This window comes from Paraflavitalea soli (assembly GCF_003555545.1).
GTDB lineage: Bacteria > Bacteroidota > Bacteroidia > Chitinophagales > Chitinophagaceae > Paraflavitalea > Paraflavitalea soli.
In genome coordinates this window covers 2123485-2138084 of the sequence record NZ_CP032157.1, presented here as the reverse complement: position 1 = coordinate 2138084, position 14600 = coordinate 2123485, and the positions used below count along the sequence as shown (strand labels likewise).

At 49.2% G+C, this 14600-nt stretch carries 13 protein-coding genes; 6 read left to right on the top strand and 7 right to left on the bottom strand.

Annotated features, from left to right (window positions below):
* Window positions 1-72: 72 nt before the first annotated feature.
* The 5 genes from D3H65_RS07920 to D3H65_RS07900 all read left to right on the top strand — a co-directional run bounded on the left by D3H65_RS07920 (window position 73) and on the right by D3H65_RS07900 (window position 7635).
* The gene (locus D3H65_RS07920) at window positions 73-1092 is read left to right on the top strand and encodes an IPT/TIG domain-containing protein (protein WP_119049787.1); all 1020 of its coding nucleotides are present in this window, start codon (window positions 73-75) and stop codon (window positions 1090-1092) included.
* A gap of 247 nt (window positions 1093-1339) precedes the next feature.
* Window positions 1340-2470 (top strand): glycoside hydrolase family 26 protein, encoded by a 1131-nt coding sequence (locus D3H65_RS07915; protein ID WP_119049785.1) that lies wholly within the window; start codon window positions 1340-1342, stop codon window positions 2468-2470.
* A 545-nt stretch (window positions 2471-3015) separates the two neighbouring features.
* On the top strand, window positions 3016-4842 hold the full coding sequence (locus D3H65_RS07910; RefSeq protein ID WP_119049783.1) for a sodium:solute symporter family protein: 1827 nt from the start codon (window positions 3016-3018) through the stop codon (window positions 4840-4842).
* Window positions 4843-5006: 164 nt separating this feature from the next.
* On the top strand, window positions 5007-6239 hold the full coding sequence (locus D3H65_RS07905; RefSeq protein WP_119049781.1) for a glycoside hydrolase family 130 protein: 1233 nt from the start codon (window positions 5007-5009) through the stop codon (window positions 6237-6239).
* 145 nt (window positions 6240-6384) lie between these two features.
* Window positions 6385-7635 carry an AGE family epimerase/isomerase gene (locus tag D3H65_RS07900; RefSeq protein WP_119049779.1) on the top strand — a complete coding sequence of 417 codons (1251 nt, stop codon included), beginning with the start codon at window positions 6385-6387 and terminating at the stop codon, window positions 7633-7635.
* A gap of 98 nt (window positions 7636-7733) precedes the next feature.
* Here the strand turns inward: D3H65_RS07900 and D3H65_RS07895 are convergent, their stop codons facing one another.
* From D3H65_RS07895 to D3H65_RS07875, 5 genes are all read right to left on the bottom strand, one after another.
* Window positions 7734-8243 carry a peptidase associated/transthyretin-like domain-containing protein gene (locus D3H65_RS07895; protein WP_119049777.1) on the bottom strand — a complete coding sequence of 170 codons (510 nt, stop codon included), beginning with the start codon at window positions 8241-8243 and terminating at the stop codon, window positions 7734-7736.
* Between the two features lie 87 nt (window positions 8244-8330).
* Window positions 8331-10748: a T9SS type A sorting domain-containing protein gene (locus D3H65_RS07890; protein WP_119049775.1), complete on the bottom strand. Its 2418-nt coding sequence runs from the start codon at window positions 10746-10748 to the stop codon at window positions 8331-8333.
* Window positions 10749-10943: 195 nt separating this feature from the next.
* Window positions 10944-11285, bottom strand: coding sequence for a DUF4339 domain-containing protein (locus D3H65_RS07885; protein ID WP_119049774.1), 342 nt, complete (start codon window positions 11283-11285; stop codon window positions 10944-10946).
* A gap of 245 nt (window positions 11286-11530) precedes the next feature.
* Complete coding sequence (locus D3H65_RS07880; protein ID WP_119049772.1) at window positions 11531-11923, bottom strand: hypothetical protein; 393 nt, start codon at window positions 11921-11923, stop codon at window positions 11531-11533.
* A gap of 4 nt (window positions 11924-11927) precedes the next feature.
* The gene (locus D3H65_RS07875; RefSeq protein WP_119049770.1) at window positions 11928-12287 is read right to left on the bottom strand and encodes a hypothetical protein; all 360 of its coding nucleotides are present in this window, start codon (window positions 12285-12287) and stop codon (window positions 11928-11930) included.
* A gap of 220 nt (window positions 12288-12507) precedes the next feature.
* Between D3H65_RS07875 and D3H65_RS07870 the strand changes: the two genes are divergently transcribed.
* On the top strand, window positions 12508-13095 hold the full coding sequence (locus D3H65_RS07870) for a dihydrofolate reductase family protein (protein ID WP_119049768.1): 588 nt from the start codon (window positions 12508-12510) through the stop codon (window positions 13093-13095).
* On the opposite strand, the gene D3H65_RS07865 is transcribed toward D3H65_RS07870, so the two are convergent.
* Window positions 13092-13895: a 3-keto-disaccharide hydrolase gene (locus D3H65_RS07865; RefSeq protein ID WP_119049766.1), complete on the bottom strand. Its 804-nt coding sequence runs from the start codon at window positions 13893-13895 to the stop codon at window positions 13092-13094. The two genes, D3H65_RS07870 and D3H65_RS07865, sit on opposite strands and share 4 nt — an antisense overlap.
* 36 nt (window positions 13896-13931) lie before the next feature.
* Window positions 13932-14591 (bottom strand): hypothetical protein, encoded by a 660-nt coding sequence (locus D3H65_RS07860; RefSeq protein ID WP_211345645.1) that lies wholly within the window; start codon window positions 14589-14591, stop codon window positions 13932-13934.
* Between the last annotated feature and the right edge of the window lie 9 nt (window positions 14592-14600).

Sequence of the window (14600 nt, the reverse complement as noted above, 5' to 3'; positions counted from 1 at the left end):
GCTCAACCCCGTTAAGGTGGGGTAAACGCTGACAATCGGCAATTAACTAACAATGCTTAAAATGTATACAAAATGAAATCGATTCTTCTAGCTATATCAAAAGCCATGTTGCTGCTGGCAGTCAGCGGGCTGGTGATGGTGTCCTGTAAAAAAGACGCGGATGCGGGGCGGGCCAATCCTACGGCCAATAAACTCGACCCCATAAAAGCTTCCGGCGGAACGGTGTTGACCCTGACGGGCAGCGACCTGGCAGATATGCGCTCCATTGTGTTTGACAATGGCAATGTGCCTGCTGCTTTCAATCCTGTATTTAACACAGCTGATGCAGTGATCTTCCGGGTGCCGGATACAGCCAATGGCGGTGACCAGAACATCATATTCACCAATGTGGATGGTAAATCGGTAAAGGTGGCTTTTTCAGTGGTGGCGCTGCCTACGGTTGCCACGGCTTTCCCGGTCGACTTCCAGGCAGGCACTACCATTACGCTCACGGGCGGCAACCTGGAAAGTGTAAGTAAAGTGGTGCTGGATGGCACTACCACGGAAGCGACGATCGTATCGAAGGAAAAAAAGAAACTGGTGATCACGATGCCTGCTTCTCCGGTGAATACGGCTAAGCTGGTCATCACCAACGCTTCGGGCACGATGACCACTACGCAGATCTTTACCAATGTGGATGCAGCGTATGCGATCTTTAAAGACGCCTTGCACGGGGATTGGGAAGACTGGTCCTGGAGCCTTACGAATACAGCCACTACTACAGATAAGATAACGGGGACGGCTTCCATGCAGGCTGCGTACAGCGGCGCCTGGGGTGGTATGCAATTGCATGCCAAAGTAAAAGCGGTGTTGGCGCCCTACCGGTTTGTTACCTTCTGGATCAAGGGGGCGGATGTAGAAAAGAAAATGAAGTTCAATCTCAACTGGACGAATGACCAGACGCTCACGATCCCACCCAATGTGTGGACGTATTACAAATTTGATCTTAGCATATTTAAAAATGCAGGGGTGGCAGAACTGGAAACCTTTATCATGCAGATCAATGATGATCCGAAGACCTTGTTGTTTGATAATATTTTGTTGGTAAAATAGGTAGACGCGTGCGGCCGGGAGGACGTATGAGAGGGGTGCACCTACGGCGCACAATACACTTTTAATACGTTTTTTTCTACAAAGCGGAGGCCCCTACAGGGCCTGTTGAAGAGCGAAGTATTGTAGAATGTTATAACGTTGCAAGGGGTTTTTAGCTCCAGAGGAGCCAAAGCTTTGTAGCAACAATGTTTTATAGCAACGACGCGGACCCGTTAGGGGACGCACCGGTCTTTATAAAAATCAACGAATGAGGAAAATAAACAGCTGGATATTTTGCCTGGTATGGGTAAGCGGTGTGGCGGCACAGGACCAACCTGCGGACCCGCTGGCTACCAAAGAAACGGTGAACCTGTACCGCAACCTGAAACAACTGGCCAATAGTGGCGGCATCATGTTTGGTCACCAGGATGACCTGGCTTATGGTGTAGGGTGGAAATATGTGCCGGGCAGAAGTGATGTAAAGGACGTGACAGGGGATTACCCGGCTGTCTATGGCTGGGACCTCGGTGGCATCGAGCTGGACAATGCCAATAACCTGGATGGTATACCCTTCAAAAAGATGCGGCAGTATATACAGGAAGGTTATGAACGGGGCGGGGTGATCACCATTAGCTGGCACGCCCGCAGTCCGCTGGGCAAGGAAAAAGGCGCCTGGGATACCACACACGGTACGGTAAGGGCCATCCTGCCGGGCGGAGAACAACATGCTTTGTACACGGAATGGCTGGATAAGGTAGCGGCTTTTTTGCTTTCGCTGAAAGGAAAGAAAGGAGAGTTGATACCGGTATTGTTCCGGCCTTACCATGAATTAACCGGCAACTGGTTCTGGTGGTGCCGCAATGCCTGCACAGACTTTGAATTCAAGACGCTCTGGCGCTTTACGATGTATTACCTGCAGCAGGAAAAGAAAGTACACCACCTCCTGTATGTATACAATACGAGCGGCGACTTTACAACAAAAGCGGAATTCCTGCAACGGTATCCGGATGATGACATGGTGGATATGGTGAGTTTTGACGCCTACCAATACGAGGACCCGCAGACGAATGACTGGTTTGTGAAGCATACGCAGGTGCTGATGGGCATCCTCGATGAAGTGGCGAAGGAAAAGAATAAGCTGGCGGCCTTTACGGAAACCGGTTATGAAGCTATTCCTTATGCCCACTGGTGGACAGAGACCTTGCTAAAAGCAATTGGAGAATACAAAATATCGTATGTGTTAGTGTGGCGCAACCATGGCTATGCGCCCTGGAACCAGAAGATGCATTACTATGCGCCCTACAAGGGCCAGGCATCGGAAGCTGATTTTATTAAGTTCTACCAGTTGGAGCGGACTTTGTTTGAGAAAGAGGTGGCGGAGAGGAAGCTGTATAAGTAGAATACAGAATACAGAATACAGAATATAGAATACAGAATACAGAAGAATACACGTTTGCTTCGCAAGCGGATCTCTCACTACGCTGCGCTTCGTTCGAGATGACAAATAAGGAGGATTCGAGATGACAAAAAGAGGGATTCGGGATGACAAAGAAGGAGGATTCGGGATGACAAAAAGTAGTATTCGGGATGACAAAAAAGGGTGTTACGTTTCTTCCTACTTTGTCATTTCGACCGCAGGGAGAAATCTGTTATCGAAGAGAACGTTTGCTTCGCAAGCAGATCTCTCACTACGCTGCGCTTCGTTCGAGATGACAAATAAGGAGGATTCGAGATGACAAAAAAGAGGGATTCGGGATGACAAAAAATGGATGTTCAGGATCAACTTGCTAAAAGCGCTTCTATCATAATGGGCAATCAGGTGCCGGAAATGTATAAATTGAGGTAGGTTGTCGGGATCAGGGTGAGCCGCCCCGAAAGGGCGACCCACCCTGTTGACGGGCTTCAACAAGCTCAGCCTGACATCAATTAAATGAATAGCACCGTATGAAGTTAACCGTATTGGACATTAGCATTATTGTAGCCTATCTCGTTACGATGGTCGTGATAGGCTGGGTACTTAGAAAGAAGGCGCGGACCAACAAGGAAAACTACCTGATGGGTGGTAAGAAACTGCCCTGGTATATGCTCGGACTCAGCGATGCCTCGGACATGTTCGATATCAGCGGCACGATGTGGATGGTGGCGCTTTGTTTTGTATATGGCATGAAAAGTCTTTGGATACCCTGGCTATGGCCGGTATTCAACCAGGTGTTTATGATGATGTTCCTGTCTAAGTGGCTGCGCCGCTCCAATGCCACTACGGGCGCCGAATGGCTGGCTACGCGGTTTGGCAGCAGTGGGAAAGGGGTAAGAGGGTCGCACAATATTACAGTGGCCTTTGCGCTGCTGAGCTGTTTTGGTTTCCTGGCCTATGGCTTTGTGGGACTGGGTAAGTTCATTGAGATCTTTGTGCCCTGGGACCTGGTAAAAGACTATGTACCCTTTGCCATCTCGCGTGAATTTGTGCCGCATTTCTATGGCATCATCTTCACGCTCTTTGCCATGTTCTATTCTATACTGGGTGGCATGCACAGTATCGTGCTGGGTGATGTGATCAAGTATTGTGTGATGACGGTGGCTTGTATCTCCATTGCGGTGATCGCTATGATCCATTTACATGGAAAAACCTTGACGGTGCCGGCCGGCTGGGAAACGCCCGCCTTTGGCTGGAAGCTGGACCTCGACTGGAGGCAGATCATACCAGATGCGAATAAAAAGATCAGTGAGGATGGTTTTGGTCTCTTTGGGATATTCTTTATGATGATGTTGTTCAAAGGGGTGCTGGCCAGCCTGGCAGGACCTGCGCCCAATTATGATATGCAGAAAGTATTGTCTACGCGCTCACCGCGCGAGGCTTCGAAAATGAGTGGCTTTGTATCGATCATCCTGCTGCCCATTCGTTACTCGATGATCATCGGGCTCACGGTATTGGCCTTGTTGTATTATCATCAGCTGGACCTGGGAGATACTGCCGGGGGAACGGATTTCGAAAAAGTGCTGCCTGCCACCATCAATGCCTTTTTACCGGTGGGTATCCTGGGACTGGTATTGACGGGCTTGCTGGGGGCCTTCATGGGTACTTTTTCCGGAACGCTCAATGCTGCACAGGCGTATATCGTCAACGATATCTACCTGAAATATGTGGACCCGCAGGCGCCGAACAAGCGGGTGATCTCTATGAATTACCTGGCGGGTATTGTGGTGGTGACGATTGGGGTGGCGCTGGGGTTCTTTGCCAAAAATGTAAACAGTGTATTGCAATGGATCGTGGGCGGACTGTACGGCGGTTACATAGCCGCCAATATGCTCAAGTGGTATTGGTGGCGCTTCAATGCACATGGTTTTTTCTGGGGCATGACCAGCGGCATTGTGGCGGCGTTGATCTTTCCCAAGCTGGTTGGCGGCCTCGATCTCTATTACTGGCCCTGGTTGTTTGTGATCTCGCTGGCGGGCAGCATCGTGGGCACGTATACGGCGCCTGCTACTGATATGGAAATATTAAAGACCTTTTACAGAACGGTAAAGCCCTGGGGTTTCTGGCAGCCGGTACATGCACTGGTAGTAGCAGCAGATCCGGCCTTTGTGCCCAACAGGCGCTTTAAACTGGATATGTTCAATGTAGTGCTGGGTATTGTAGCGCAATGTTGTCTTACGCTGCTGCCCATGTACATCGTATTGTGGCTGAAGTTGCCGTTGCTGATTACAATAGGAATATTATTAGTGATTGTACTGATACTGAAAAGGACCTGGTGGGATAAACTGGAGGATTAAACAGCTTCGAGCTGTGAGCTACGAGCTGCGAGCAAGAAGGTTTCGCTTGTATTCGCTCGAAGCTCGCAGCTCGTGGCTCGTAACTTGTGGTTCACAGCTTTGAGTAGACTGAATATGCGGGATTGAAAAATATGAAAATGATGTTCTCAATTAAATGATGCAAGATGTATAAAGCATTTCTAAAGAGATTAGAGCAGTTGGAAAGTAGTTATGAGCAATTGATCCGCGTACCCAATGAGGCCATGGAATCGTTCAATGGTATTTACCGCCGGTACAGGCATGCGGTGCTTACGCACCAGCATACGCCGATCTTCTGGCGGTATGACTTAAACTATGGCACCAATCCGCACCTGATGGAACGCTTTGGCATCAATGCGGTGTTCAATGCCGGTGCTATCAAATGGAAGGGGAAGTACATGGTGATCGCCCGGGTGGAAGGACTGGACCGGAAATCTTTTTTTGCAGTAGCGGAAAGTGATAATGGCATTGATGGTTTCAGGTTTTGGGATTATCCCATCCAGATGCCTGAAACAGAAATACCGGATACTAATATTTATGATATGCGGGTGGTGCAGCATGAAGATGGATGGGTGTATGGCATTTTCTGTACGGAGCGCAGGGACCCCAGGGCGCCGGAAGCGGATCAGTCGGCGGCTATTGCGCAGTGTGGTATAGCCCGTACGAAAGACCTGGTGAACTGGGAACGACTGCCGGACCTGCAGACACCATCACCCCAGCAGCGCAATGTGGTGCTGCATCCTGAACTGGTGAATGGCCAGTATGCTTTTTATACGCGTCCGCAGGATGGGTTCATCAATGCCGGCAGCGGCGGCGGTATTGGTTTTGGATTGAGCAAGACGATCGAACAGGCCATCATCACAGAAGAGGTGGTGATCGATCAAAAACGATACCATACGGTGTATGAGGCCAAGAATGGCCTAGGCCCCGAACCGCTGAAAACCTCCGCCGGATGGCTGCATATGGCGCATGGGGTGCGGCATACGGCCGCAGGGCTGCGCTATGTTTTGTACCTCTTCATGACGGACCTGCAGGATATCACCAAAGTGATCTACAAGCCTGCGGGTTATTTTATGGCGCCGGAAGGGGAGGAAAGGGTAGGCGATGTGTCCAATGTATTGTTCTGCAACGGCTGGATCGCCGATGAGGATGGAAAAGTATTCATTTATTATGCCTCCTCCGATACGCGCCTGCATGTGGCTACCTCTACTATTGAACAGCTTACCGATTACGTCATGCATACGCCACCCGATGGTCTCCGGTCTGCCAGTTCTGCCGAAACCCTGGTCCATATTATTGAAGGGAACCAATCTTACCTGGACCAGCAAAGTGATGGCGTAACACTGGACAGGGAGGGGACTGCCGGAAAAATACCATGATGTGAAGGGTTGATAATCAATGCTTGTTTGCTGCTGATGCAGGGCGTGGATAATTTTGAACTGATTAAAATCAAATTCTGCTACCGCGGGTTCCAACACCGTAGTTGTACTTATTGGTTTACTATTTCATTACTTATATTTACGCATGACAACCCCTGTTATACAGGACGAGCCTGTACGTCACCAGTTATTCGTATTCCGCCGCGAGATCGAACAAGAATTCCGTTCCATTCTTTCCTGGTGGATAGACCATGCCCAGGACGAGCAGTATGGCGGTTTTTATGGCAGTATTGATCACCACAACACTATTGATATCCTGGCCCCCAAAGGGAGTGTGCTGAACAGCCGCATTCTATGGGCATTTTCCGCTGCCTGGAATCGTACGCAGCATCAGCCCTACCTGGCCATGGCTACCAGGGCTTATGAATATATTGTCATGCATTTTGCCGACGAAGTAATGGGTGGTGTTTACTGGACGGTAGACCATGCCGGTCACCCCTTCGATACGAAAAAGCAGGTGTATGCGCAGGCCTTCACTTTGTATGCTTTCTGCGAATATTATAAAGCTTCCCGGCAGGAATTGGTGAAGGACCGGGCGATCGAATTGTACACGCTCATCGAGCGATACAGCTATGACCGGGAGCGGGAAGGCTACCTGGAAGCCTTTGACCGGGAGTGGCAACCGATGAAGGATCTGCGGTTAAGCGCGAAGGATGCCAATGAGCAAAAGTCCATGAACACGCACCTGCATGTATTGGAAGCTTATACGAATCTTTATGCAATATGGCCCGATGATGGTTTGCGGCGGCAAATTACCCGCCTGATCAATAATTTCCTGGACCATATCATTCATCCTGTCAGCCACCACCAAATATTGTTCTTTGATGAGCATTGGCATGCCCGGAGTACGATCGTCTCTTTTGGGCATGATATAGAAGCTTCGTGGTTATTGGTGGAAGCGGCGAATATCGTTTCCGATGGTGAGCTGATCATCCGGGTGAAGAAGGTAGCCCTGCAAATGGCTTATGCAGCTGCCCGGGGATTGGATTTTGATGGAGGCATGTGGTATGAGCAGGATAGTGCTACCAACTTATGGGTAAAAGAAAAGCATTGGTGGCCGCAGGCAGAAGCGCTGGTAGGTTTCTTTCATGCCTGGCAAATGAGTAGTGACAACATTTTCCTGCAACATACGCTCAACAACTGGGAGTTTATCCGGGAAAATATGATCGATACGGAATTTGGCGAGTGGCGCTGGGGCGTGCTCAATGAGGCCTCCGGCACAGACAAGACGATCATGTCGTGGGAAGATAAGGCCGGCCTGTGGAAATGTCCTTACCACAATGGCCGGGCTTGTATGGAACTCATGAAACGAATTGACGGAATGGTGAAATCGTGAATCGGCAGTCGGCAATCGGCAATAAGTCGCTGATATAGCAAAAGGCTGCCAGAATCAATGTTCAGGCAGCCTTTAGTATTTTTCAAACAGCATTCAGGTTACAACTTAACCATGTGGCTGGACCAACTGGCAGGCACTTCGTCTTTGTTCAATATTTGCAGGGAAGGCTGGTTGCCGGTAGCCTGGGTAGTGGCAGCGGGGCCTTTGCTCAATGTTTCTTCAATAAAATCTTTGTCAAGCTTGTACATGGCGCCGGTAGCGGGATCTACAATGAGCAAGCCGATCAATCCTCCAAACAGGATGTTGCCAAAATACCAACCGTTCAGTTTACAATCGAGCTTGAGCGTTTTGGCTTCATAGCCATCTAAATTGAGCACTACGGTGTAGGATTCTTTGCCAAAGAAGCCTGAGCCTGATTTCAATTTCATGGTAGCAGGCGTTTTACCGGAATACACTTCAATACCTTTTTTATTGGTAATGGTAATATTGGCGCCTACGGGATTGGAATGAAAGGTAACGGGCCAATTACTTTTACTAACGATGGAAGCACAACTGGACAGGGTGGCAATAGCAATTGCCAGGCAAAGTAGTTTGGTAGAGGAATTCATATTGTTATTAGTTAAGGGGTTACCGTCCCAATATACAAAAGGCTCCCGGATTGGGAGCCTTTATAGTATATTAATAAGTGTTAAATCTTATTGTTTGATCACCTGCTGCCTGTGCTTCACGGTTTCGCCGGTCAGCTCCAGGGTATAATTGCCCTTGGGCAGGTTGTTGAGATCGGTGATATTGTAGGTGTTGACACCGGCTCCGCCACGTGTAGTGTATTGCTTCACGGTACGGCCGCCCTGGTCATACAAACGTATCTGGAGGGCTTCGTCTTTTTCCAGTTGGTAGAAGAGGCTGATGTTGCCTGCAAATGGATTAGGACCAGCTTTTACGGAGAACTTCTCCAGGTTGTTTCTGAGGATCAGTACTTTGCTGTACATAAACCTGCCGTCGAGGTCTACCTGCTTCAGGCGATAGTAGTTGATGCTGGCGAGGGTTGATCCGTCGGTGAATTCGTATTGATTGGTGTGTCCGCCTTTGGGGCTTACTTTTCCAATGCTGGTATAAGTGCTGCCGTTAGCGCTCTTCTGTACTTCAAAATAACTGTTGTTCTGTTCTTCGGCGGTGGTCCAGGTGAGGAGTGATTGGCCGTCTTTTACACGTCCGTTGAAGGAAGTGAAATGAACAGGCAGGTTGGAGGCTACGGAAACGCCGCCAAATTCGGAAGTGCTGCCTGCGCCGAAAGGATTCAGGGAAGCAATGGAGGTGAGCCGGGTGCCGGCTGTAATAGTCACAGGTATCGAAGCAAGCGGAATACGGAAGCTGAATTTATTCTCGGTAATTGTACCAGCTCCGCCTACACCTTCCTCTGCACCTGTATAAGAGCCTGTGCCTGCATCCGTATCAGTAATTCCATTGAAGGTAGCTCCTTCGCGTGCACGTGTTACATAAGTCTCACCCTGGCCAAAGCTTTTGGTAAAACCGCCGGGCAGGGGGTTGGGTGTAGGAGCAGCATCGGGAATATAAAATTCAATGATACTATTGGGGCGGCTGTATCCGGTTATTACGACGTCGCTGCCATCTATTTGTATAGAAGTGATCACGGGCGCATTGAGCAGGTCGTTGGCGCCGGCGTCAGCATCTCCATCGTCATTGGCTGTTACGCCGCTGACTTCTGTGCCACCCGCCAGGTCAATACCCAGCAAACCATTGTCATAAATAGCGTTGCCGGAGAACTTGTTGCCGGTAATGGCTGTGCCGGCACCGGGCATGGAAGCAAAAATACCGTTCAGCGTATTGTTGATGATCGTATTCCCTTCATCGACATCCCCTGTGCCATCACGGTTGGACCCGATAATATTGTTATTGACGGTAAAAGGACTAAAGGAAGCCAGTAGCTCGATGCCATTGCCACCGTTACCGAAGATCCCAATAAAATTACCGGCAATGGTATTGTCATTGGAGGAGGCTTCAAAGCCGAAGAAGCTGGCGCTGTTGATCCGGATGCCGGCCTGGCCATTGTCGGAAATCGCATTGCCTTCATCACCATTGGCGCCGATACCATCGGTACCAATGCGGTTATTGGAGCTGTTGAGGATCTCGATACCTTGTGTACCATTGCCTGCCGGTCCATTGGTACCATCGATGCCAATGGAGTTTCCGGCGATCACATTGTTATTGGAGCTGGCGCCGACCAATATGCCGCGACCGGCGTTGGCGCAGATAATGTTTTTTTCGAGGGCGTCACTGGTGCCATTGCCATTGGTGCCAATGGTATTGTTGGTAGAAAAAACGGTAATAATTACACCATCCCTGGAGTGTCCAAAGCCTGTACCGCTACCATTTTTATCCAGCCCGATGATATTGCCGGCAATGATGCTGCCGGTGCAACGCCAGAACAATACGCCATCGCCATTATTGGTAGTAGGACTTGCGCTGCTGGTGATCAGGTTGCCTTCATTGGCATCATTGGTGCCATCTCCATTTGTACCTACAATAATATTGGTGGAGGGAGTGAAGCTGCTGCCATTGTTTACATCAATACCGCCGGCAATATTGCCCAGGCCGGTTGCGAGTCCGGTACTGTTGGTGCCAATATAGTTACCCCAGATGTTTACATTGTCTACGCCGTTGGGATTGACCTTGATACCATATCCCGGTGCACTATAGATAGCTAAACCGGCAATGGTCACATTGTCAGCATCAATCGTAAAAGCGTTGCCGCCAGCGCCTGCTGCATTGATATTGATCTGAATGGTGCGGGTGGCAATGAGGCCTTGTACCGCACCTGTTTGTGTATAGCCATTAATGGTGAGACCACCTGCACCGATAACCGGCAATGCGGCTGCCAGGTTGATGGTAAAGGGGCCGGCGCCTGCTATATTGAATTGAATATCGTCGGGCCCGGCATTGTTGTTGGCATCCGTAATGGCTTGTGCCAGGGAGCCGGCACCGCTGCTGTTGGTATTTGTTACTGTAAAAGTGGCCGTGAAGGCTGGTGAGGCAATAAAAGCACTAAACAAGAGAATAGCACATCTCTTTACGCTTGGGTAGAGTTTAAGCATAGCTTGATTTTTGGTGGTTGGAGATACGGTTCAGCGGAGGAGATGGATTCTGAGGTCAGATAGGATAAAAGGACGTTAGAATATCAAGGGCGCTAATATAGAAACGTTCCCGGAATATTCATAACTTATTTTACACATTAACCAATGTGAAAATAAGTAATTTGCTGATATCCACCAAAATGAGCTATAAATGGCCTACCATAAGCTAATAGCCACAATTGTTAGCACTACCAGCAGGCATACAATGAGGCAGGAGATAAACAATACCCTGTTGCGGAACCGGGTGTTGATACGTGAGGTAGCGGGGCCGGGAAAGGGCCTGGGAGAGGTTCCCGTATCGGCATTGGAGACAATAAAGGGTGGGGGACAGGCGGCCGGCACGATGGCCTGGAGTTCCTCTACTGAACCGGCCGGCACCCATTCATTCAACCCTTCATACCAGACGGGTGTGCTGCGGAGCAGGTGCTGGTGTTTGAGCTCGGCATAACTAAAAGGCCCGTATTGGCGGCTGCCATTGTACAGGTAATACTTTTTCATAGGACAAAAGGTTAAGGATAGCAGGTTGGCGAACCCCGTTGCTTACCTGGCTTCGCTTATATACAAACGAAAGTAGCTTTTAACTATTATCAGGTGCGTGTGTTAATTGCCGTTTACTGCCTGCTATGGCGGTTTTTTTGATGTGGATCAAAAGGTCAGCTGCGAGCTTTGAGCTACGAGCTGCGAGCGAAAGGCAAAAATGCAATAAGGGATACAGGTAATCCCTTATTGCATTTATATTCAGACTATGCCTGGGGAATGGGTACCTGTGTTACCTGTCTTGACTTCTCTTTCGAGATCCTGCGGCCCCGGAAAAAGAGGTAGAGGTTGAAGAACAGGCTGATGCCAAGGTAAATACAATAGCCGCCGATCTTGGCGCTCAGTATCTCGAGCATACTGCGGGTGGCCAATATATCATTGGTGATCTCCATTACCCAGAACGCAAAGCCCAGGTTGAGCAGGTAGAAACCGGTCTCAAACAACTTATTGGTAGCTACGGCGATCTCGGCCTTGCCATTGAAAATGTCCAGCATAAATACTTTACTGTTCTTGAACAGGGTATGGGCTACATACCAGGTAAGGACAATGACTACGGGCAGGTAGATAAGATAAGCCATGAAATTGTAGGAGGTGTTCATATCACTATATTTTAGAGTTAACAAAATGGTTATTCCTTTTTCCGAAAAAATAGATGACGGTCATATTACAAAAATGGATCACGGCCAGTGTGAGCATGATCTTTCCCGTCATGGTTACTATACTGAGCAGTAAGGCGGTCCAGGTATGGATGGTATCCCAGCTACGCAGCATCAGGGCGGCATACCCCAGGTTGAGCAGGTAATAGCCGGTGAGTAAGATGCGGTTGATAAAATCCGTCAGCTGTACATCCCGGTGCAGCAGCTCCAGGATAAACACACGGCCATTGCGGTAAAAAATAAAGCCCACCCGCACAGTAATGATATAAGTAATGAAGAGGTAGAGAATGTAGGCGATGGTGTTCATACCAGGTGTATTTTAGGTAGTTGGTATTAGAACGTGTTGACAAGACAAAGGTAGTAGACTATATTAAACTTTCAAAATATTCTGAAAGTTATTTCTTTTGTATAGTTTGTATGTAAAAGTGACACATGACGCAAATACCCCTGTCTAAAGTCGTGTTAACACCCCCCGGCAGTACCGGCTTACCGGTACTTTTGGTGGAAATAATAAACAACGGTTGGCCATGAAAAAATTGAAGCTACAGATGCAAACCTCGGTGGATGGTTTTGTAGGCGATCTCAAGGATAGAACGGATTGGCTGGTATGGAACTGGGGGCCTGAGTGGACCTGGGATGAGGCATTGCGGAAACATTTCATTCAATTCCATGATACTATTGATACGGTATTGCTGAGCCGGAAAATGGCACAGGAAGGTTTTATCGGGCATTGGGGCAGGGTAGCAGCCAATACCGTCGATCCTCAATACCCGTTTGCGAAAGCGATTACCGATGCTTCCAAAGTCGTGTTTACCAAAACACTCAGTCAATCTACCTGGGATAACACCCGTCTGGCCAAAGGCGATCTGGCCACGGAGGTCAATGCATTGAAGAAGCAGCCCGGGAAGGACCTGGTCGTATATGGCGGGGCCAGCTTCGTCTCATCCCTGGTAGAAGCAGGGCTGATCGATGAGTTTCATTTATTCGTGAATCCGGTTGTGCTTGGCAGTGGCCTGTCTATCTTTAAGGACCCTGCATCGAAGTTGAACCTGCGCCTGGTCAATACACAGCCATTTGATTGTGGGGTAACGGTGCTGACCTATGTCAGCCCCTAACGAGGCTTGGTTGCAGAAAGGTCCAATAGCTGAATCCTCCTGAAATCTACGGGCTGTCCTTCACTTTGCAGGGCTATAAAGCCGCTGTTCAATAGTTTACCATCCTGCTTGATGGCCGGATCGTACCGGTTGACTACGGGACCACCTATCTGGGGTTTGGAATATTGCATCACGGTATCGCCATTGATAATATGGGTGATCAGCGAATCGCCCAGCACGATCAGTTCGGCACGCACCCACTGATCGCCATCATAGGTTTTGGACGTGGAGTTGATACAATGGCGGGTATCCAGTTTGCCCTGGTACACGATATGTGTGCCGGGTGAACACATATTGCCGGTGCTTCTTGGTTTGCCATCGCCCAATCCGCCGAGGAATTGCATTTCGATGGAGATGGGCCAGTCCTGTTCTTTGGGCATGGTGCGTGGATCCTGTGAATGATACATCACACCGCTGTTGCGCAGGGTATAATCGGGTGCGCCCTTTTGGAGTTCACCTACAAAGCGGTATTCCAGTTTGAGGTGATAATAAGAAAAGGGTATTTTATAATAGAGGTGACCAAACTGGTCGTTGAAATCGCCATACTGGTCATACTTTACGCGGATCATGCTGTCCTCTATGCGGAAGGTATTGCCAAAATTGTCACCTACTTCATGGTGCTGGATCTTCACAAACCAGTCGTTGAGGTCTTTGCCATTAAAGAGGGATATCCATTTAGCGCCGTCGGTACTGGTTTTGGTGGTCTTACAACCGGCGCAAACAACCAGGGCAAGGAGCAGAACAAAAAAGGAGGATTTCATATGTGGTTGAAAATGTGTGGCAATAAAGATAAGGGATCAATCAGGAACTACCGCTCCTTTTGCCACCCATTCCCGAAATTGCGCAACGAATTGCGCATGATCCAAAGGAGGTTTGGTTCTCCCATCACCCGGCGCCCATCCCCACAATACCAGGGCGTCTTTCGATACATGGGTGATCAGTTGCTGCAATGTTTTATGACCATTCTTATTGGGATCTTTCAACTGCAGGGCCAGTTCCCGCGGGGATTTACCTTCAAATACCATGGGCATATCCGCCGGTGGCAGGTGCCAGGCAGGGTTGCCCGGCGGCATGTTCAATCCTGGCGTATTGGTGGTTTGGTGACAGTTGGCGCATTTCAGGGCATATACGCCTTTGCCATCAGGCCCGCGGGTAACATCCATCGTGTGGGGGTGGCTGTCATCGCCCTGTAAGGGACTATAGCCTTTGGGGTGACAATTCATACAGCGGGGGCTCATCAATACTTTGTATACAGCCTGGAAAGCAGCTGCGGAAGCGAGGCTATCTATGGTTGCGCCGGGCGTCTTATGTGTTACAGGCGCTATTGCTTTACCGGACCCTTTTTTACCGGGTGGATGGATACTGACGGCTGCTATGGAGAGTGCTGCTGCCAGGCATACGGTATACAGTATAAATAGCTTTGGCCGGTGCGGCCTGCGATGGTTTGTTTGTTGCATGTTTGCTGT